This window comes from Sediminibacterium sp. C3, assembly GCF_000508085.1.
In the GTDB taxonomy this organism is placed as follows: domain Bacteria; phylum Bacteroidota; class Bacteroidia; order Chitinophagales; family Chitinophagaceae; genus Sediminibacterium.
In genome coordinates, this window is sequence record NZ_KI669560.1 from 745,370 (window position 1) to 766,946 (window position 21,577).

A 21,577-nucleotide genomic window follows, 5' to 3' on the forward strand; every position below is an offset into this window, starting at 1 on the left:
CATTGAACCTGATTCGTCATATCCCCTTTTTAAGAGCTGTGTTTACGCACAGTATCACTGCATTTGGCGGACCACAAGGTCATCTGGGAATGATGATGAAAACATTTGTACATCAGCGAAAAGATGTAACGGAAGAAGAATTGCTTGATTATAATGGCTTCTGTCAGATGTTGCCAGGAGCTTCTTCCACGCAGGTATTAACTTTAATAGGATATAAGCGTGGAGGTGTTTTACTATCCATTCTTACATTGATCATCTGGATTTTACCGGCAAGTCTCTTGATGTCGAGCCTTTCATTTTTGTTGTATTATTTTGACAAAATTCAAAACCCGGCTACTTTTTTTAGATTCATCCAGCCAATGGCAATTGGATTTATTGCCTATTCTGCATTAAGAACCTATAAAGTGGCAGTGAATAATACAATTACCCGTGTGATTGTTTTGATAGCAGCGATTGCTACTTTTCTGGCTTTTAAAACACCCTGGATTTTTCCGATTCTGATTGTTTGTGCCGGTATTGCCACCAATTTCAGTGATAAAAGAATCCCGCAAAAAGGAAATCCACCTAAACAGGTAAAATGGGGTAATCTCCTGATTTTTTTGGTGCTATTTGGTATAACAGGTTATCTGTCCGAAACAGCCACCAAACAAAACTGGGAAAACCGCAAAGTATATAACCTGTTCGAAAACAATTATCGTTTTGGCAGTCTGGTTTTTGGAGGCGGGGATGTTTTGATTCCACTGATGTATGAACAATATGTTACACGTCCTCAGAGCAAAAGAATTCTTGAAAACAGGCGAGATGTTCTGAAAATAGACAGGGAAGCATTTTTAACAGGATCAGGAATTGTCAGGGCAATTCCGGGCCCGGTTTTTTCTATTGGTGCTTTCACGGGCGGTATGGTATTGAAGGAAATGGGAACTGAAAAGCAGGTTTTGGGATGTATGATTGGAGTAATTGGAATTTTTTTGCCCAGTGCCTTACTGGTCTTATTTTTCTTTCCCGTCTGGCATAATTTAAAGAAATATGCAGTGATTTTCAGGTCATTAGAAGGTATTCGGGCATCAGTGGTAGGTATCATGGCCGGATCTGTTTTGTACTTACTAAATGACCATATTTTACCTGAATTGGGTTCACAGCACTGGTCTATTTTTTGGGACTTGGGGATTGTAATTGCCACACTGATGGTACTTCGCTTAAATCGCGTACCCGCACCGTTTATTGTAATTGGTTGCTTATTACTGGGCGCTATTGCCTGATTTTTTGTATCTTCCTCTGAAGCATATTTTTAATTATGGTAACCATAGCCCTTTATAATTTAAAAGGTGGTGTTGGCAAAACTGCAGCTACCATCAATCTGGCCTATTTAAGTGCTAAACAGGGATATAAAACTTTAATATGGGATCTGGATCCACAGGGATCTTCTTCCTTTTATTTGGGCATTGCATCAACGGTTAAAAATGAATCCAGAAAACTCATCAGTGGTGAATTGGATTTGGCAGATGCAATTCAGCGTTCTGCCTACGATAACCTGGATATTATTCCTTCTGATATTTCAGCGAGAAATGCAGATATCTTATTAAATGATATGAAGCAAAGCAAAAAGAAAATTGCTTCTTTGCTTTCATCGGTTAAGAAATCATACGATATTGTTTTTTTGGATTGCCCACCGGGTATTTCTATTTTACACGATGCTGTATTTACCGGATCAGACTGGGTATTTATGCCAAATATTCCAACAACTTTGTCTATCCGCTCTTTTGAGTCTGTGCTCCAGTATTTTAAAGAGAATGATTTTGATACTTCAAAACTCAAATGTTTCTTTAGTATGGTAGACCATCGGAAGAACTTACATCACGAAGTCATCAATGAATTTTATAAAGACAAACTCTTCTTTAAAAGTTATATCCCCTATTTAAGTGATGTAGAAAAAATGGGTGTGAATCAGGCTCCGCTGGAAACTTTTGCAGCCAGTGGTTTTGCCGCACAATGTTATAACAATTTATGGAAGGAAATTAAAAAGACCTGTATTGAATAGTATATGAAAAGAGAGCTTAGTTCCTGGAATAGTCCGGCTTTAAATAAAGAAATGCCAATTGCTGCTTATGGTCATTACGGCTTTGCCATTTTGCTGATTCCAACTGCTGCTGCAGATTATCTGGAATATGAAAGATTCCAGCTGATTGATGCCATTGCACCCATGATTGAATCAGGGAAGTGCCGGGTTTTCAGCATTGATAGTATGAATAAGGAAAGCTGGATGAACAATCAGATGCTCCCTGAACACAAAGCAATTCGTCATAACCAGTTCAATGAGTATGTTTTTAATGAAGTGGTTCCCTTTATTCGCAACAGCACCAGCAATGAAACAATGATTTATACCTGTGGTGCCTCTTTTGGTGCATTGCATGCCATGAATCTGTTTTTAAAAAGGCCAGATATACTGAACGGCGCCATTAGTATGAGCGGCGTGTATAATCTAACAGAATATACCAAAGGTTTCTGGGACGATCAGGTATTTTATAATAGCCCGGAACACTATATTCCCAGTTTACAAGACGACTGGTACCTGAGCAAAATAAAAGCCAGTCACCATATTCACATTTATTCAGGTAGTGGAAATTTTGAAGATCCTGAAGCATCTAAAAGATTTGCCGGCATTCTATACAATAAAGGAATATGGTATGATCTGGATGTTTGGGGCCCAGACATTCACCACGACTGGCCTACCTGGAGATCCATGCTTCCGTATATTTTAGATAAGAAGTTTTAAACTGTAAAAAACTCGTTAATTCCCTAAGAACCTATGGTACTATGCCATTGCTGAACTAATATTACACATTAATTAAAGGCAATTGAGGTATTTTTCCGGAATATCGGCTTTCATTTTACTACTGCTTATTTCATTTGCTGCTAATGTACAGGCCCAGTACACAACAGTGAGTGGAAATGTCTATGATATTTCGGCCAGAAGGCCATTGGAAGCTGTTGCGGTACAAAGCACTTCTGGAAGAGGCACTATTACAGATTCAACAGGTTATTATAACTTAACAGTACTAAAAACAGACTCTATCTGGTTTTCTTTGATAGGAAAATCAACCATGAAATATCCGGTTGACACCATTAGCAATCTGGAGCGATTCAATGTAATGATTCATGTAAGGGCATTTGATTTACCGGAAGTGAAAGTGCGCAATAATTATTATAGGTACGACTCTATGATGAACCGTCAGGATTATGCCAAAGTGTTCAATTTTAAAAAACCCAGTTTAGGAGTTGTTTCCAGCCCTAATTATAATCCCGGGGCTTCGGTTGGTTTTGATTTAGAAGGCATCATTAATATGTTCAGGGTTAAACGCAATAGAAGTATTTTAACCTTGCAAAAAAGATTGATTGAAGAGGAAGAGGAAAAATATGTAAACAGCCGCTTTACCAAAATATTTGTAAAGAAAATTACGGGACTTCAGTCACCTGAACTGGATACCTTTATGCGTCGCTATCGTCCTGCCTATGGTTTGGTAAAACTATTGAACGATTTGGAACTGGGTTATTATATTGGCAAGCAATACGAGGATTACCGTTCTTCCAAATACAACTGGCGGGGTGGTTTATATAGAAGAAGAGACGATTAATAATGTCTGGTTGCTTTAAGCGCTTTTCTACCTAATAATTCTATTAAGGGTAATAATGCCCCAAATCTCTCATCGGTACTAAAGCCCTGTTTATATCGGTGATAAATCTGTTGTGCAATAACTGCATTTTTAAATAAGCCGAATGCGTAGTAAAAATGAATATCTGAAACATCTCTTTTGGTAAGGCTTGCATACAAAGAAATAATTTCATTTCTTGTTAAATTACCAGGTAGCCAGGTACAATTATATTGTTTAAAAATGGGTTCTTCATTGTCTTCAAACCAATAAGCCAACATGGCACCAAGATCCATCAGTGGATCACCCACGGTTGCCATTTCCCAATCTAATACCCCGATTACTTTTGTAAAATCCTTATTGAAAACTATATTGTCGTATTTAAAATCATTGTGCAATAATGCTGCTTCCTGCGCTTTGGGCTGATATTGTGTTAACCATTCTGCAACGGTGTTCATTGCCTCAATTTTATTGGTTTCAGCCCCATAATATCTTTTGATCCAACCGGCCACTTGCCTGTTTACATATCCTTCCGGTTTGCCTAAATTAATTAATCCTGTTTTGTTAATATCAATGGCATGTAATTGCACCAATGTTTCAATCAACTGCTTTGAACAATGTTCAAATTGAGTAGGTGATAGATTCATTTTAGGAGCATTATGGGCCCTTAAAATAACCCCATCTAATTGTTCCATGATATAAAACGAAGCGCCGGTGATGCCTGTGTCGGTTGAGTATATGATAGTTTGCGGCACTTGACCAAAATGTGGTTTTAATAATTGGAGCACTTTGTATTCCCGCTCCATATCATGTGCCGATTTAATATTGGCTCCTGGCGGGGCCATTCGCATAACAAATTGTTGGCTGTCTGTTTGAATGCTGTAGGTTAAATTGGAATAGCCGCCTGGAAAACGCGTAATGGATTGTATGGGTTTCGCATCTGGTATAAAGTTTTTCAACAAATAATTTATACCAGGTATATCAAACACTTCTTTATCGGAAAGGGGAACGGTTTTTTCCATATTACAGTTTACATTTTTCTACTCATGCCATATTTTTTTAAAATGCTCAATGCCAAACTCTGCTTATGCACTTCATCTGCGCCATCCCAGATTCTGGCACCTCTTTCGTGTTGAAATAAATTCGCCAGCATGGTTTCATCTGATAGTCCCATAGCGCCATGTACTTGTATGGCGCGGTCTAAAACTTTTAAGACCATATTCGCCACAAAAAACTTAATGCCTGCAATTTGATCTCTGTTTGCTGCAGCTCCGTACAAATCAATATTGTGTGCAGTTCTTAATACCAATAATCTGGCAGCATCAATCTCTACGCGACTTTCTGCAATAAACCCTTGTATGAATTGTTGATGTCCCAACATTTCACCTTCTTTAATTTCTCTGGTTGCAGCTCGTTTGCACATCAGGTCAAATGCTTTTTCTGCAATCCCTACCCAACGCATGCAATGGTGTATTCTTCCTGGACCCAGGCGTTCTTGTGCCAACTTAAATCCAGATCCCTCTGTGCCAATGATATTGCTTACCGGTATGCAACAATTGGTGTAACGTATTTCTGCATGACTGGCCCAGCCTTCTCCTGCTTCTCCAAACACTGGAATATTGCGAACGAATTCAAAACCAGGTGTATCTGTGGGTACAATAAACATGCTGGCTCTTTCGTGAGGCGCAGCATCCGGGTTGGTTACCGCCATGACTACTGCAAATGAAGCACCGTCAGCAGAGGAGGTAAACCATTTGTGTCCATTGATAATATACTGATCGCCCTGCCTAACTGCTGTAGTGCCCAATCTGGTTGGGTTTGAACCTGCAAACTCCGGCTCTGTCATTGAGAAACAGCTGCGAATCTGACCTTCTAATAAAGGGTGTAAATATTTTCTTTTAATATCCTCCGATGCAAATCGGGCAATCATTTCTGTATTACCAATATCGGGAGGTTGTGCGTTAAATGTATATTGGCCATAATAAGGAGATAAGGATAAAATTTCACTCACCTGACCAAATTCGCAAAGGGTTAATCCCATGCCTCCTTCAGAAACAGGCAAGTGCAGATTCCACCAACCTTTTTCTTTAACCATTGCTCTTTTAGTAGCAAGTAATTTTTCTGTTGCTTTAAATGGCCTTGTGGTATGCTCGCTTTCTAAAGGAATTAATTCTGCTTCAACAAAGGCTTTGATTTCCGGTAAAAGCGTTTTCAATCTTTCAGTTACAAAAATGGCTTCCATAATTTTTTTTAAATGGTTACGCCCCCATCCGCGGTAAATAATGTGCCTGTACAATATCCGGAAGCCGGCGAAGCTAAAAATAAAGCCAGTGCTGCAATTTCATCTACTGTTCCCATTCTTGAAATAGGAGCCAGTTTTACAAATCGATTCAACCACTTTTCATCCTGCCATAATGCTTCTGAAAATTTGGTTTTGATGAGTCCCGGACAAATTGCATTCACTCTGATTCCATCTTTACCCCACTCTTTGGCGGTTACTTTAGTAAGCATATTTAAAGCGGCTTTGGACACAGAATATAGCCCCAGTCCCGGATCTGGCGTAATACCTGCAATGGAACTGATATTAATTACTGAACCGCCGCCTCTTTCTTTCATAATGGGGTAAACAAGTTTTCCCAGTTCAAATGGTGCTTTCACATTCACATTCATGATTTTATCAAAAGCCCATGATTCAGATTCTACTACCGGACCAAAGACTGGATTACTTGCAGCATTATTAACCAGAATATCAATTCCACCAAAAGCCTCAATGGTTTTCTCTATTAATATTTTACAGAAGGCAGAATCCCCAGCATTACCCGCTATACCGATGCATTTTCCACCAAGCCTTTGAATGGTAGCAGCTACTTTATCCAATTCTTCCTGTTTTCTGGAGTTGATTACAACTGCGGCTCCACTACTGGCAAAGTAATGTGCTATGGCTTCTCCAATTCCTTTGCTGGCGCCAGTGACTAAGGCTACTTTTCTTTCCAGACTAAATGTTTCCTTGATTTGCATAGGTAATTTATTTTGAGAGTGCTTTATGCATGGCTTTCATAAACTGATCTTTCACCTTTAGCCTGAACCAGGTCGGTGCCAGTCTTTTCAGTTTCCACATGGTCACTGCTGCTTTTGGCAATATGATATAGAGTTCTTTTTTGCCTGCACGGATTAGAATCTCATTGGCTACATCAGCAGCTTCTAATCCGGATTTTTCAATGAATTTTCTTGTAATTTTTTCAGTAATGGCGCCACCCCTGACCGAATTGGCAATATTAGTTTTGAAATAGGTTGGTTGAATACAGGAAACATGAATGCCGACATCAAATAATTCACTGTAAAGGGTTTCACTTATGGCAACCACCGCTGCTTTGGTCATATTGTACCCACCCATGGTCGGCGCACAGCTGATAGCAGCTGCACTGGCTGTATTCAGAATATGCCCGTATCCCTGTTTTTTCATGACTGGAATAAAATACCAGCAACCATACAAAACCCCCATTTGATTAATCCCTACCATCCATTCATAGTTTTCAAGGGAATATTCTTCAAAAGGCGAACCATCGCCAACCCCGGCATTATTAAAGAGTAAATCAATCCCCCCTGTCGCATGAACAAACTGTTGGGCTATTTCCTTGTATTCATCTTTATCTGCTACGTTCAGAGAAAAAAGAAGCGCTTTGCCTCCGGCTTCCTGCACCAATTCTTCTGTTTCCTGATTAAGTTTAGGCTGGTTATCTGCCAGTCCAATGGTCCATCCATCTTTGGCCAATGCAATAGCCAAAGCCCTGCCCAATCCAGATCCTGCACCGGTAATGAATGCTCTTTTTTCAGGATATCGGTTGCTCAATACATACATAGGCAGAAATTGTTTACTGAATGTAATTAAAGCAATGCATTTTTCGCTTGATTCACCGAATAATTTTATGCTTTCGCCATTCAGCAAAACCTGCACTTCCTCCAAGTTTTTAATTCTATCTTTACAGCTTCCAAAAATTGACTCCTTTGAAAAGAATTAATCTGCTGCTGACATTGCCCTTGTTGATATTTGCCTGCAAGGAAGCTAAAAAAGAAAATGTTGATGCAAAATCAAAAGGTCCTTCTGCAACCATTGTAGATGTTCTGATTGCAGGAACCGGAAATGTAGACAACAAGGTTGAAGTAAATGGGTCTGTAATTCCAATGGAAACCGTGAATATTAATCCGGAAGTAAGTGGCAGGTTAATTCAGCTGAATGCCCCTGACGGAGCTAAAGTAGCACAGGGTGCTGTCCTTGCCCGTATTAATGATGCTGACTTACAGGCAAGTTTGTCTAAAACCAAGGTATTGCTTGAGTTGGCTCAAAAGAATGAAGAACGACTCAGAAAATTACTGGCTATAAACGGTATTAACCAATCTGAATACGATTTGGCTTTGAATCAGGTTAATGGGTTAAAAGCAGATTTGCAAATTACTCAGGCGCAGATAGACAAGACAGTAATCAAAGCACCTTTTGCAGGTGTTCTGGGCTTAAGACAAATCAGCCCGGGTGCATATGTTACCCCTGCTGTTACTTTGACAACACTACAGCAGGTAGACAAAGTTAAGATCGACTTTAATGTGCCGGAATTTTATACCAATATGATTCGCGTTGGCGCTTCGGTACAGGTACAAACCAACGAAAGCAATGATAAAAGAAGAGCCACTGTAATTGCAACAGATCCTCAAATTAACCCCACTACCCGTAATCTCCGGGTGCGTGCGGTGTTGGATGGACCCTCTTTGTCACCAGGTACATTTGTGAAAGTGTTTTTAGAAGGCAGCAAGAACAAGTCGAGTATTCTGGTTCCAACGAATGCCATTATTCCTGATGCAAAAGCTAAAAAAATCATTGTCGCCCGCGGAGGTGAAGGAGTTTTTGTAGACATAGAAACAGGTATGCGAGGTACAGGGTTTGTAGAAGTTACCAAAGGCCTTCAACCCGGAGACAGTGTAGTGGTTACAGGAGTATTATTTGTTAGACCCAAGCAACCCGTAAAAGTTCGTTCTGTTAAGCAATTGAGTGATATTATCAAATAGTAGAAGCAGCCATATCCCATGAATATTTCTGAATTATCATTAAAAAGACCCATCCTGGCAACAGTGATGAATATTCTCATCATTTTGTTTGGGATAGTTGGATATAGTTTTCTTGCAGTAAGAGAATATCCGGCAGTGGACCCTCCGGTAGTGAATGTTAGAACCTCTTATTCAGGGGCGAATTCTGAAATTATCGAGAGCCAGATTACAGAACCACTGGAAAAAGCCATCAATGGTATTCCCGGTATTAGAAGTATCTCTTCTTCCAGCTCTAACGGAAACAGTAATATTACTGTTGAATTTAACGTGTCTGAAGATTTAGAAGCAGCTGCCAATGATGTTAGAGATAAAGTGAGTCAGGCGGTAAGAAATTTACCCCAGGACGTTGATGCGCCACCAGTAGTAAGTAAATCGGATGCCAATAGCGACTTCATCATCATGTTGGCTGTGCAAAGTCAGACAAAAGGGTTATTGGAGTTGAGTGAGTACGCTGAAAATGTGTTGCAGGAAAGGTTCCAAACCATCTCTGAAGTGAGCGCAGTGAATATATTCGGACAAAAGCGTCCGTCTATGCGTATCTGGATTGATCCGGATAAATTGAATGCATTCAATGTTACTTTCAGCGATATCCGTACAGCATTAAATACGGAAAACGTTGAAATTCCTTCTGGAAAAATCTATGGTGATAAAACTGAGTTAACGATTAAAGCACTAGGAAGATTAACTACCGAAAAAGATTTTAGGGATTTAATTATTCGTCAGACAGCAGGAGGCATTGTTCGTTTATCTGATGTTGCGTATGTTGAAATTGGTCCGGAAAATGATGAATACAGCTGGCGCTTAAATGGAGTGAATGCAGTAGGTATGGCTATCATTCCGCAACCAGGTGCCAACTATATTAAAATTGCAGATGAATTTTACAAGCGTCTGGCAGAAATACAGAAGACCGAGAAGGGGGACTTTATGATGACCACCCTGATTGATCAGACCAAAAATGTTCGGGCTTCTATTAAAGAAGTAGAAGAAACCTTGTTGATTTCTTTTTCATTAGTGGTTTTGGTTATCTTTTTCTTCTTTAGAAATTGGCTGATTGCTATTCGTCCGTTGATTGATATTCCCATTTCCCTGGTAGCTACTTTTTTCATCATGTACATTTCCGGATTCTCTATTAATGTACTGACTTTATTGGGTATTGTGCTGGCAACAGGTTTGGTGGTTGATGATGGTATTGTTGTTACCGAAAATATTTTCCGAAAGCTGGAAGGAGGGTTACCTATCAGGAAAGCTGCGCTGGAAGGTAGTAAGGAAATTTTCTTTGCCGTTCTTTCCACTTCTATCACACTCGCAGTAGTGTTTTTGCCTGTGATTTTCTTACAGGGATTTGTAGGTAGCCTGTTCCGTGAATTTGGTATTGTGGTAGCTGCGGCAGTATTGATTTCTGCATTTGTATCACTAACCATTACTCCGGTACTGAATGTATACCTGAATAAAAAAGATGCTGGTCATGGCAAATTCTACGAAATGACCGAGCCTTTTTTCAAAGGCATGGAAAACGGATATAAAAATCTGTTGGGAGCATTTTTAAAAGTCAGATGGCTGGCATGGGTAATTGTAATTGCCTGTATGGGACTGATTTATTGGATTGGTTCCGGGTTACAAAGTGAACTGGCACCTCTTGAAGATAGAAGTAGTATTCGTTTTCAGATGAGTGGTCCTGAGGGAGCCAGCTACGGTTATATGGTGGAAACAGGTGACATGCTCTTGAATTATCTAACCGATTCGGTTCCGGAAAAAGATTTTGTATTTGCGGCGGTTCCCGGATTTGGAGGTAGCGGTGGGGTAAATGGGGGTACCCTGAGAATTAAATTGGTAGAGCCCAATGAGCGGACAAGATCTCAATCAGAAATTGCCAAAGCCATCGGAAAAAAATTACCCAGTATCAATAATGCCAGGATCTTTCCTGTTGAAGAGCAAACCATTTCTGTTGGTTTGGGCTCCCGCGGCTCCTTACCCGTTCAGTTCATTTTACAGAACCTTGATTTTGAAAAATAAAAACGGTGATTCCTAAGTTTCTGGAAGAAGCCAGAAAGGATAAGACTTTTCAAAATGTGGACGTGAATCTAAAGTTTAATAAGCCTGAGCTGCAATTAACAATCGACAGAATCAAAGCAAAAGATCTAGGTCTTTCTATTATTGATGTGGCAGATGTAGTTTCCAGTGCCTTTAGTGGCAGAAGACTGGCTTATTATATTATGAATGGCAAACAATACGAAGTAATTTCACAGGTTGCCTACAAAGACAGACAGAAACCAGCTGATATAGAAAAACTATATGTAAGAAATAACAGAGGAGAAAGTATCCCATTAAAAGCGGTTGTGAAATTAGAAGAAAGTTCTAATCCGCCCACTTTGTATCATTTCAATCGTTTCAAGGCAGCCACTATTTCTGCATCATTGGCAGAAGGAATGACTATTGGAGATGGTGTAAAAGCAATGAGAAGAATAGGTGACAAATTATTGGATGAAAGTTTTAAAACAGCTTTAAATGGGCCTTCAAGAGATTTTGAGGAGAGCTCTTCCAACACTGCATTTGCCTTTGGGTTTGCGTTGATTCTGATATATCTGGTTCTGGCTGCTCAGTTCGAAAGCTTTAAAGATCCGTTTACCATTATGCTTACCGTTCCTTTGGCATTAGCAGGGGCTTTATTGAGTCTTTGGGTTTTTGATCAGACCATCAATATTTTTTCTCAGATTGGTATGATTATGTTGATTGGTCTGGTTACCAAGAATGGTATTCTGATTGTGGAATTTGCCAATCAAAAAAGAGAGTTTGGCCTGGCTAAAAGAGAGGCAGTTCTGGAAGCATCAGCACAGCGTTTGAGGCCTATTTTAATGACTAGTTTGGCAACCGCTTTGGGTGCATTACCGATTGCGCTTAGTATTGGTGCAGCGGCAACCAGTCGTATGCCATTGGGTATTGTGATTGTCGGAGGTATTATGTTTTCATTATTGTTAACCTTATTTGTTATTCCTGCTGTGTATACTTATATCTCTGGCAAGCATGATGCCAAAAAGGTTGATATTACTGATTAATATAGTTGTAATAAAGCGTTTAATATTATAAGAAACATGCTAAGTTCCATATCTGATATTCGCCGTGATTATATGCTCAAGTCTTTTGATGAATCCCATGCTGCTGTCGATCCCTTTGATCAATTCAGGGTATGGTGGGAAGAAGCTACTTCTGCAGACATTGATGAAGTAAATGCTATGACACTGGCTACTGTTGACAGTAATGGAAAACCAGCAGCCAGAATTGTATTGCTGAAAGGATATACTCAGGATGGCTTTGTATTTTTCACCAATTATGAAAGCGCCAAAGGTCAGGATCTGGCTTTTAATCCAAATGCGGCACTCCTATTCTTCTGGAAAGAACTAGAAAGACAAATCAGAATTGAAGGAGCTGTAGAAAAAATTGATCCCGCAGATAGCGATGCCTATTTTCATTCCAGACCTTCAGGTAGTAGGATAGGGGCATGGGTATCTCCACAAAGCAAGGTAATACCGGATCGATCTTTTCTTGAAAACAACTACAATGAATTGGTAAAAAAATATCCTGATGAAAATGCAGTTCCCAGACCACCGCATTGGGGCGGGTATATAGTAAAGCCAGAATCGTTTGAATTTTGGCAAGGCAGAAGCAGCCGCCTACATGATAGATTAAAATATACCAAAACGATGGGTGGTTGGAACAGGGAACGATTAGCTCCTTAACAATCAGGAGCTTGATTAACTAGCAGGAAAATCTGTTTTTAATTGTAGAAATACCTGTTCTAGAATTTGTTCTAACTGCTTACCCAGTAAAGGTATTTTTTCTTCCTGCTCTCCGGTTTTCGCATAAAACTCAAGGATCTCAATGATTTTGTAAGCTTGCTTTATGCCCATACTGTATATAGAGGATTTCATTTTATGTGAAAATTGAAATACCTCATTCATCTGATTATTATCTATTGCTTTAAGTAAGTTTTCTAAATCTTTCCTTGTATTCTTATTAAATACACTAATAATTTCAATTAAGAATTCTGTATCGTCTCTATCTATGCCCTGCAAAGCATCCAGATTATATAACTTCTCATTTGATAAAGTTTTTGAAGTGTCGGATAAATTTTTGCCAAAGTCAATAGAATGTGCAAGTTGTAGTTGCTTCTTGATACAATCATATAAGACCTGTTCAGTAAATGGTTTAGTGATATAATCATTGAATCCGGCTTCTGCAAATCGTTCTGTTTCCTGCTTAAATGCATTGGCTGTTAATGCAATAATTGGCACTGCAGCTTTATTGGTATCATTCAGTCTTCTGATCATTTGTGTGGCTTCATATCCATCTACTTCAGGCATATGAATATCCATTAAGATTAAATCAAAGTCTTGTCTCTGATGCGCTTCATAGGCTTCCTGACCATTGTTAACGATCACTACATCATGTCCCCAATCAGACAAGATTTGTTTCACAATAATCTGGTTAATGGCTACATCTTCTGCTACCAGTATTTTCTTTTTTTCCAGAGAATTGTAAGTGGCTTCTTCCTTTTCCGGGTTTAGTAAACGGATATTTCCGGTTTTGTAGGGAATCTGAACAGTAAAACAGGTGCCCTTATTCAATTCACTTGTTGCCCATATACTTCCTCCCTGCATTTCAATCAAATTCTTTGTAATGCTTAATCCTAAACCGGTTCCACCATATTTTCTGCTGGTTTCTGAAGAAGCCTGAACAAATTCATCAAAAATATGGGCAAGGTTTTCTTCTGAAATTCCAATTCCTGTATCCGTAATCACAAACTCAAAAACAGATTCCTCTTCATTTTTAACTTCTTCCCGGGCAACCAAAGTAATCTTTCCGTATTCAGTAAACTTAAGCGCATTGCTGATTAAGTTATTTAAGATTTGCCCCAGTCTGAATGGATCTCCAATAATTATCTTGTCTTTTGTAATCTGATTATCAAAAATTAATTCCAGACCTTTCTCTTCTATTTTGAAAACAAAAGTTTTTAGTGTAGAAGCTATTTTGTCTTCCACATTAAAGGGTATATTTTCCAGTTCAACTTTTCCAGATTCAATTTTTGTAAAATCAAGCACGTCATTTACAATATGCAACAAATTATCAGCCGACTCCAATATTAACTTGGTATACTCGGACTGTTTTGGGGTTAAATGAGTTTTATACAAAAGACTACCAATGCCCAGAATACCATTCATTGGTGTTCTGATTTCATGACTCATATTGGCAAGAAATACTTCTTTAACCCTACTTGCTCTTTCCGTTTCCTCCTTTGCTTTAAGTAATTCCTGTTCAGCACGAATTCTATTGGTAATATCCTGTGAGAACCCAATTATATAGGGGGTGCTGGAGTCTTCTTCTACCATATAATTCTGAAAGAGAAGGAAAATCTGCTCTCCATTTTTGCAAACAATGGAGAAGACCCCTTCGGCCTGCCCTGTTCCCAAAACTTCTTTTAAATAGGTTTTATCAAAATATGCTACTCTTTCTGATGGTATAAATTCCTTGATATTTCTGCCAATCAGTTCTTCCTGTTCATATCCCATTATTTTACAAATGGCAGGATTAACACTTAATAATTTCCCCTCCAGGTCATGCGTACAAATAAGTGCCTGACTATAATTAAACAAATCCCTGTATCGCTTTTCGTTAAGCTTTACTTTTTCTTCAATCTGCTTTCTTTCTGTTATATTCAATCCAAATCCAATTACCAGCTTAACTTCATTATTTTCATTTAGAACAGGATAAAGATTTCTTAAATGATATTCGGTCTCCCCTTTATCGTTTACATGACTTTCTTCCCATGAATACTGCTTCTTACTCTCTATTACTTTTTGAAATACCGCTGACCTTGTTTCAGCAATTTTAGGGTCTTTATTTTGTCTCGACCCCTTAAAAACTAGACAAAAGTTCAATATTGGTTAGTCTGTTTTGGGCTGTTTTTTCTCTGCTTTTGGCAAAGATAGCCTCGCCTGCAGAAAACTCAAGGCTATACGAAGCGGTGGTGGCCTTTTCACAAGGGCCTTCAACCACCGGCCTTGACTTTTCCTCCGGCTTTGCGGCTTCAGGTTGCCTAAGCAGATCAACACCAGTATAATAGTCATCCCAGGCCTGTTGTGGTGATTGATCACCTAAGCTTCCGTGTAGCCTTCTTTCATTGTAATGCTTTTTCCACCTGTTCATGACCAGGCCGGCATCATAGATCGATTCAAACTCATATCTGCGTTCAATGGTTCGCTCTACAATGCTGTGATATGCTTCTATGAAAGAGTTCTCCTCCGGAGTGGCAACATGGGTAAATTCTTGGTCTACTTGCATCTCTTTGAGGTAATCCCTCACAAGCTGGGCAATGAACTGACTTCCGTTGTCGTTTCTGATGGTGATACCCTTAACAGGATGTTTTTCAATAATCCGGCTAAGCAACCACTTCACCTGTTCCTTTCGGATACGCCACCAAAGAAGCTGTCCCAAGATCTTGCGACTATATACATCGAGCACAGTCAACACCAATGCATTACGACCTGCACCATGGATATGAAGGTACTTGATGTCCATACACAGCTGCTGCATCGGCGCTTCGGCTTGTTGAGTGTAGTACTGAACAAACTTACGCTTGTCTGTCTTAACCTGAATTTTACTACAATACAGCAAACCTTGCTCCGCCATCAGCCTGTACACCTTTTTCCTATTGATTAGAAAACCTTCCTGTCGAAGACTGGAAGTCATCACCCGGTATCCATAGTCAACAAACTCAATGCCTAAAATAAACTTTACAGCAATAATCACGCTGATGTTGCTGAGCTCATTACCATCCTTCATCAGAGTATGGGTCGATGGCTTTCTGCCTTGTTTTCCCGATTTACATCGGTAATAGAAGCTACTCCGATTAACACCACACCATTGCAGCATCCGACTAACCTTTATCTTACTTTCAAAGAGCTGGATACAGGATCTTACATCCTGAACCTTTAACGGCTTTTTTTTAAAAGCTCGGTTTTGAACTCAAGCTCCAAAGCCTGGTTCGCAATGATCCGTTTCAAACGTTCATTCTCAGACTGTAACTGTTTGACTTCCGGATCAATGGTGTGATACTTGGACCGTAAACCAGCTATCCCATCCTGATTGAACTCCTTCTTCCAACGATGGAATAACGATTGTGCCACATTGTGCTTGCGTAGCGTCTCAGTAAGCCCGTACTGATCCACTTCCTGGATGAGCTGAAGCTTCTGTTCAACACTCCAACTTCGACGTTTTGTACTCATGGTTCCCTAAATTTAATGTTCTAAACTGAATTAAAAAATCAGTCCAGTCATTTAGGGGGCTAAGACAATTTCTATACTGACAATACTCCTGATCATTCTTTCCTATAATCCATTTTCTAATTTCAGGATTCTTTATACCTACGGGATTAGCAAAAAGATAGCGATGATTTTTATCTAATACTACTATATCTGTTGGTATATTATTTAATATACTTTCGTAAAAATTCCTTTGTTTGGTAAATTCAGCTTCTGTTTCCTTTATTTTGGTTATATCCGTATGTGTCCCCAGAATTTTTAATGGAAATCCATTGTCATCCTTCTCTATAACAATACCTCTGTCTAAAATCCATTTATAATCTCCAAACTTATCTTTTATTCTGTATTCTGAACTATGGTGATCAATCTCCTTATCCCTGTATTTTCTGTCCTGTTCTATTAAAATAGGAACATCTTCAGCATGAACAGCTTTCCACCATTGTTCAGCAATGCTTAAATGATTGTTCTCAAGTTCAATGAAAGCTCTTTTACTGTGTGAAAAGTTGGTTGTATTTTTTTTATAATCATGCAACCAGACATTATCCCCCATTTTTTCCAGAGCAAACAAAAGCGTTTGTTCGTAGTTATTACGAATGGCTTCCTCTTCTTCTTTAACTTTTAATGTTTTAAGTAAATCTATTTGTGGATTCTGAATAGCAAAATCACTTGCTTCCAGATTTGATTCTTCTAATTCCTTAATTGAATTAAAGGCAGGAGACCCCAGAAATACAAAGAAATTGTCAGTTTCTGAAAAAACAAACTGTCCCCTTAAATGAATGCTTTGCATTTCCTTTATCCTAACGTTTATCAGTTGATGCAAATGCATTTTAATAAAGGAAATTACTGGCTCATCTTCCAGTTCTTCTATCAGAAAAAAATCACTGAAAGGTGCTCTTTGAATAGCAGGTAAGATCTTCCTGATAGATTTTCCACAGCCAACTAGTATCCCATCAACACTCACTTTCAAGTGAAAAGGAAATAATATATCTGTTTGTTGTTGATTGAAGTGAATACCCATTACTCAGGATGCTTATTTCAATTTACGATTTATTTATGTTTAATGACCATATATAAAACAAAAAAGACTGTATGAATACAGTCTTTTGCTTTTCTTATTCTAAAGTTTATTTTCGGGCAATTGCTTTCTCTGCCGCTGTAATAATATTGGGTGTGTCCAAACCATATTTGGTTAATAGTTCAGTGGGTTTTCCGCTTTCCCCAAATGTATCATTGGTTCCAATCATTTCAATTGGTATCGGGAAGTTTTTTGCAGCAACCTGTGCAATGGAATCCCCTAATCCACCAATGATATTGTGCTCTTCAACTGTAACAGCACATTTGGTTTTTTTAATAGAAGCCAATACTGCTTCTGTGTCTAATGGTTTAATGGTATGAATATTAATTACTTCAACACTCAATCCTTTTTCTTCTAGAATCCTACCGGCTTCAATGGCTTTCCAAACCATATGACCGCAGGCAAAAATGGAGATATCGGTTCCCTCGCTTAATTGCTGTGCTTTACCAATCACAAAGTCACTTCCATCTTCCTTTGTAAAATTGGGCCATTTGGGTCTGCCGAATCGCAGATAAACCGGTCCATTGTATGAAGCAATTGCCTTTGTAGCTGCTTTTGTCTGATTAAAGTCGCAGGGTACAATCACGGTCATACCAGGAAGCATTTTCATTAAGCCAATGTCTTCCAGAATCTGGTGCGTTGCCCCATCTTCCCCTAAAGTAAGTCCTGCGTGTGAAGCACATATTTTTACGTTTTTCTCACTATAAGCAACACTTTGTCTAATCTGGTCGTATACTCTTCCGGTGCTGAAATTAGCAAAAGTAGTGGTATAAGGTATTTTACCACCGATGGTCATACCAGCCGCAATACCTATCATATTGGCTTCTGCAATTCCTACCTGTACAAAACGATCCGGAAAATCCTTGATAAATGGGCCTAATTTCAAAGAACCGGCAAGGTCAGCTGTTAACACAACAACATTTGGATTTTCTTTGCCTATTTCATGTATTCCTTCCCCAAATCCACCTCGGGTTTCTTTTTCATTGAGTACCTGAATATCTTTTAGTTTCATACAGTTATATTTTTACTGGAAAGTTGCAAAGTAAACACTTTTTTATATGGCTTCCTGTACATTTCCTGTTCTTTTAAGAACACCCCAGTGTTGAAGTTCTCCCTTTACCGCTTTTCGCATGGTTTTAAGTAATATCCATAATAATAGCCAGCGATAAATAATTCTTTGCGGAATTAGCCAAATCAGCTTCCAATAAGGCTCATTTTCTCCTGAAAAAGCAAAAGCAGCCAGTATCATGTCAACAACCAGAAAAATGCTGTAATACAACCCAATCTCTCCTGCACTGCCAGTTAATAATCCCAAAATCATTAGTAAGTCTGCAAAAGGAGAAAACAATGGAATAATGTATTTGAAAAGCAGAATATCTGGTAAGGCAATAAATCCCAGGTTTTTGAATGAGACATTAAAGATGGCATCTCTGTTTTTCCAGAAAGTCTGCAATACCCCAAAAGTCCACCGGAATCTTTGTTTTAAAAATTGTTTTATTGATTCTGGAGCCTCGGTTAACGCAATAGCATTATTTTCATTTGCAATAGTATATCCCTCACGTAAAATACGAATCGTTAAATCGCAATCCTCAGCCAGTGTGTCTGGAGTAAAACCACCTGCTTCCAGCACAGCCGATTTTCTGAATGCACCAATGGCTCCCGGTACTACAGTAATGGCGTTAAGAAGACTGAATGCTTTTCTATCCATGTTTTGACTGGTAGTATATTCAATACTTTGCCAGCGGGTTATCAGATTAATTTCATTGCCAACTTTTACATTTCCTGCAACTGCACCTATTTCCTCGTCATTAAAATGCATTACCAGTTTTTCAACAGCATCGGGTTTCAGCTTTGTGTCGGCATCAATACACACAAGGATGGAAGCATCTGTATGGCCAATGCCAAAATTCAAAGCTGAAGCTTTTCCGCCATTTACTTTGTGTAAAATAGTAACCTGCGGATGCTGATCAAATGACCGTTTAACTATAGATAGGGTCTGATCTGTACTACCATCATCAATAAAAATAATATTAAAATTAGGATAGGTACACTTCAATAAGTTATGCAATGAACTCACAGCGTTTACTTCTTCATTGTAAGCAGGCACAATGATTGATACCAGCGGATTATTTCTTAAAGGCATCAGCTGTTTTTTCTTTTCTTTTTTTCTTGCCTTTATTGCCAGAACCAATACAGCCAATAAACGTATACTACCCAGCACCAGAAATAAAATAAAGGTTGCATTAAAAAACTTTCCCAGGTAATATCCTGCTTCTGCCAGAAAATAATTAAACCTAAGCAAATAGTTTTCTTTATAGTTGGGTACAGGAGGCATTACATCGTCACGGGTTTTGCCCATTAAGTCTGCAACTGTTGTAAATTGATAACCCTCTTTATGGAAATACTCTATTATTTTAGGCAGTGCGTCAACAGTTGCACTTCTGTCTCCTCCTGCATCGTGTAATAAAATAATATTTCCACGGTCTTTCATTCTAACAACTCTATTGAAAATACTGTCTCCATTAAAATTTTTATCCTCGTCAATTTGCCAGTCAAGCGGATCAATGTTTTCTCCTATGGTAAGATAGTTTTTGGTTCTACTCATAGCTACCGGAACTAATTCTTCCATGGTTTCAGGACGACTGTCTGCATTAAACGGCGCTCTGAACATGATAGTACTTCTTCCTGTAATGGCTTCGATTAGTAGCTTTGTGGCATCCATTTCCAGATAGGCCCTCTGTTTGCTAACAGTAGCCATATTAGGATGCGTAAAAGTATGGTTACTGATTTCGTGTCCTGAGTTATAAATCCTTTTTACCAGCGGAATATTCTTCTCTGCCTCAATTCCAACAATGAAAAAATTAGCTACGACGTTGTATTTATCCAGGATATCCAGAATTTGTCTAGTATAAACCGGATGAGGACCGTCATCAAAAGTTAATACCATTTTCTTCTCCGTTGATTTCCCAAACTGTTTAACCACAAACATGGAGGGCAAAGTGTCGTAAAACTCTTCGGATATCAGCATCCATGCTGTATCAAGTTCTGTTCTGATATGTCCGGGAGTGGGCGTTGAAATTACATCCAGTATTTCTCCCTCACCCATGAAGTCTACATCATTACTGGTTTCTACTTTTGTAAATTCCTCAAAATTGAATTTTTGAACTGAAGCTTTGTTCATGGGCAAGTGGTAAAAGTCCCATAAACGACTGTCTTCACTTCCCATTCTCCATAAAGCAGTCCCCGCAAAACCATATTCAGTAGCGAATCTGAGGGAATTAAAATTGGTAGCAGCATCGGTAAAATGAACTTCTCTTTCATGCCCTACTTTGTCTTTATAAGTAAAATAAAGGTTATAGGAATCATTATCGTAAGTAATCTTACTGCCATTTTCCTTGGCAATACTCAAAGCCTGCTGATAAGTAACATCCGATCCCTCTCCACCTTTTGGCCAATCATAACCAAACCCGGCAATACAAAGAACCAATTTGGGTATGGGAACTTTTTTTACAATCTGATCTACGGCAGCTTCAATCCATTTTTGACCACTGATAGGTCCGGGTTTGGTACTGGAAGTGTACTGATCGTAAGCCATCAAGAAAATGTAATCTGTATTTTCAGCCAATGCTTTATAATCATAATCATCATTAAAGGGCATCACATCAATAGAAGTAAGCAATCCTCCCTGATGGAATTTGGCACTCAGTTTTTTTAAGAAGCCAGTCAGTACCCGGTTGTCTTTTTCAACTAATGCTTCAAAATCTATATTGATACCTGTGAAGCCTTCTGATTTTATCCATTTATATAAATCATTAATCAGCTTTTCACTTTTAACCGGGTCTTTGATAATCCTGCGTACCACTTCTCCGTCCCATTTCCCATTAACATTATTGGTAAGCATGGGCATGACCCTAACCCCTTTGGTGTTCTTAATAAGGTCGTACCCTCTTTTTTCTTTTCGAATAACCATGGAATCACCCTTGGGGTCAAAAAACAGCCATTCTGGTAAAACCAGGTTTAGTTTCTGAATATTTCTTCTGAGTGAGAAATAAGCCTGTGGGTCCCAGTCAACATAAAATGCTGCTCTTATACCCAAGGAGTCGCTGAAGAATTTTGAATTAGAAAGACGTATAGCGCTATCGTTTTGGCCGCATCCGTTACCAGCAGCCCATTTATCATCTATGAATTTCCTGAAACCCTGATATTCCTTTGCTAAAGAGTCCGGGCTATAGTCATCAACTAAGATTTGTTTAAAAACACTGCTCTGGAGAATAGGTACAGTAGGCACATAGGCAGTTCTAAGCGCTATAATTATTGCAATTAGAGCAATCACCAATAAGAACAGCAAAATACGGAACGACCACTTGAATCGTTGCCATCTGCTTGGATTATTGGTTTGAAAAACCTGTTGTGAAGCTTTGCTCATGAATTGCTTAAAAATT

Annotated in this window: 18 protein-coding genes; 8 read left to right on the plus strand and 10 right to left on the minus strand. The window is 38.9% G+C overall.

All coding sequences use genetic code 11. The annotated features are described in order from the left end of the window. Positions 1–2: 2 nt before the first annotated feature. The 4 genes from chrA to F777_RS0103525 all read left to right on the plus strand — a co-directional run bounded on the left by chrA (position 3) and on the right by F777_RS0103525 (position 3,632). Positions 3–1,259 carry a chromate efflux transporter gene (gene chrA, locus F777_RS0103510; RefSeq protein WP_026750828.1) on the plus strand — a complete coding sequence of 419 codons (1,257 nt, stop codon included), beginning with the start codon at positions 3–5 and terminating at the stop codon, positions 1,257–1,259. Between the two features lie 35 nt (positions 1,260–1,294). Then, positions 1,295–2,038, plus strand: coding sequence for a ParA family protein (locus F777_RS0103515; RefSeq protein WP_026750829.1), 744 nt, complete (start codon positions 1,295–1,297; stop codon positions 2,036–2,038). 3 nt (positions 2,039–2,041) lie between these two features. Beyond that, complete coding sequence (locus F777_RS0103520) at positions 2,042–2,773, plus strand: esterase family protein (RefSeq protein WP_026750830.1); 732 nt, start codon at positions 2,042–2,044, stop codon at positions 2,771–2,773. 82 nt (positions 2,774–2,855) lie between these two features. Beyond that, entirely contained in the window at positions 2,856–3,632 is a 777-nt protein-coding gene (locus tag F777_RS0103525) for a peptidase associated/transthyretin-like domain-containing protein (RefSeq protein ID WP_026750831.1), read from the plus strand. Here F777_RS0103525 and F777_RS15600 read toward each other — a convergent pair. The 4 genes from F777_RS15600 to F777_RS0103545 are packed head-to-tail and all read right to left on the minus strand — an operon-like array spanning position 3,629 to position 7,602. Continuing rightward, the gene (locus tag F777_RS15600; RefSeq protein ID WP_037369099.1) at positions 3,629–4,669 is read right to left on the minus strand and encodes a phosphotransferase family protein; all 1,041 of its coding nucleotides are present in this window, start codon (positions 4,667–4,669) and stop codon (positions 3,629–3,631) included. The two genes, F777_RS0103525 and F777_RS15600, sit on opposite strands and share 4 nt — an antisense overlap. An 8-nt stretch (positions 4,670–4,677) precedes the next feature. Continuing rightward, entirely contained in the window at positions 4,678–5,889 is a 1,212-nt protein-coding gene (locus tag F777_RS0103535; RefSeq protein WP_026750832.1) for an acyl-CoA dehydrogenase family protein, read from the minus strand. Positions 5,890–5,897: 8 nt separating this feature from the next. Further along, complete coding sequence (locus F777_RS0103540; protein WP_037369101.1) at positions 5,898–6,665, minus strand: SDR family NAD(P)-dependent oxidoreductase; 768 nt, start codon at positions 6,663–6,665, stop codon at positions 5,898–5,900. 7 nt (positions 6,666–6,672) lie between these two features. After that, positions 6,673–7,602: an SDR family NAD(P)-dependent oxidoreductase gene (locus tag F777_RS0103545; RefSeq protein WP_235785970.1), complete on the minus strand. Its 930-nt coding sequence runs from the start codon at positions 7,600–7,602 to the stop codon at positions 6,673–6,675. A 50-nt stretch (positions 7,603–7,652) separates the two neighbouring features. Between F777_RS0103545 and F777_RS15605 the strand changes: the two genes are divergently transcribed. From F777_RS15605 to pdxH, 4 genes are read left to right on the plus strand one after another with little or no spacing between them, the layout of a single operon-like run. Then, complete coding sequence (locus F777_RS15605; RefSeq protein WP_037369796.1) at positions 7,653–8,705, plus strand: efflux RND transporter periplasmic adaptor subunit; 1,053 nt, start codon at positions 7,653–7,655, stop codon at positions 8,703–8,705. An 18-nt stretch (positions 8,706–8,723) separates the two neighbouring features. Then, positions 8,724–10,757: an efflux RND transporter permease subunit gene (locus F777_RS18485; protein ID WP_255326260.1), complete on the plus strand. Its 2,034-nt coding sequence runs from the start codon at positions 8,724–8,726 to the stop codon at positions 10,755–10,757. Between the two features lie 5 nt (positions 10,758–10,762). Next, positions 10,763–11,797: an efflux RND transporter permease subunit gene (locus F777_RS18490; RefSeq protein WP_255326261.1), complete on the plus strand. Its 1,035-nt coding sequence runs from the start codon at positions 10,763–10,765 to the stop codon at positions 11,795–11,797. A gap of 36 nt (positions 11,798–11,833) precedes the next feature. Then, positions 11,834–12,478: a pyridoxamine 5'-phosphate oxidase gene (pdxH, locus tag F777_RS0103560; RefSeq protein WP_026750835.1), complete on the plus strand. Its 645-nt coding sequence runs from the start codon at positions 11,834–11,836 to the stop codon at positions 12,476–12,478. A 15-nt stretch (positions 12,479–12,493) separates the two neighbouring features. On the opposite strand, the gene F777_RS0103565 is transcribed toward pdxH, so the two are convergent. From F777_RS0103565 to F777_RS0103590, 6 genes are all read right to left on the minus strand, one after another. Further along, positions 12,494–14,677: a PAS domain-containing hybrid sensor histidine kinase/response regulator gene (locus tag F777_RS0103565; protein WP_026750836.1), complete on the minus strand. Its 2,184-nt coding sequence runs from the start codon at positions 14,675–14,677 to the stop codon at positions 12,494–12,496. Further along, positions 14,655–15,671: an IS3 family transposase gene (locus F777_RS17150; protein WP_051408358.1), complete on the minus strand. Its 1,017-nt coding sequence runs from the start codon at positions 15,669–15,671 to the stop codon at positions 14,655–14,657. Before F777_RS17150 ends, F777_RS0103565 begins: the two co-directional genes overlap by 23 nt. 59 nt (positions 15,672–15,730) lie before the next feature. Beyond that, complete coding sequence (locus F777_RS0103575; protein ID WP_026750484.1) at positions 15,731–16,024, minus strand: transposase; 294 nt, start codon at positions 16,022–16,024, stop codon at positions 15,731–15,733. Then, positions 15,993–17,078, minus strand: coding sequence for a PAS domain-containing protein (locus F777_RS0103580; RefSeq protein ID WP_026750837.1), 1,086 nt, complete (start codon positions 17,076–17,078; stop codon positions 15,993–15,995). Before F777_RS0103580 ends, F777_RS0103575 begins: the two co-directional genes overlap by 32 nt. A 106-nt stretch (positions 17,079–17,184) precedes the next feature. Next, positions 17,185–18,147 (minus strand): transketolase family protein, encoded by a 963-nt coding sequence (locus F777_RS0103585; protein WP_026750838.1) that lies wholly within the window; start codon positions 18,145–18,147, stop codon positions 17,185–17,187. A gap of 42 nt (positions 18,148–18,189) precedes the next feature. Beyond that, a complete protein-coding gene (locus F777_RS0103590) occupies positions 18,190–21,561 on the minus strand; it encodes a glycosyltransferase (protein WP_026750839.1) in 3,372 nt (1,123 codons plus the stop codon). Positions 21,562–21,577: the final 16 nt, after the last annotated feature.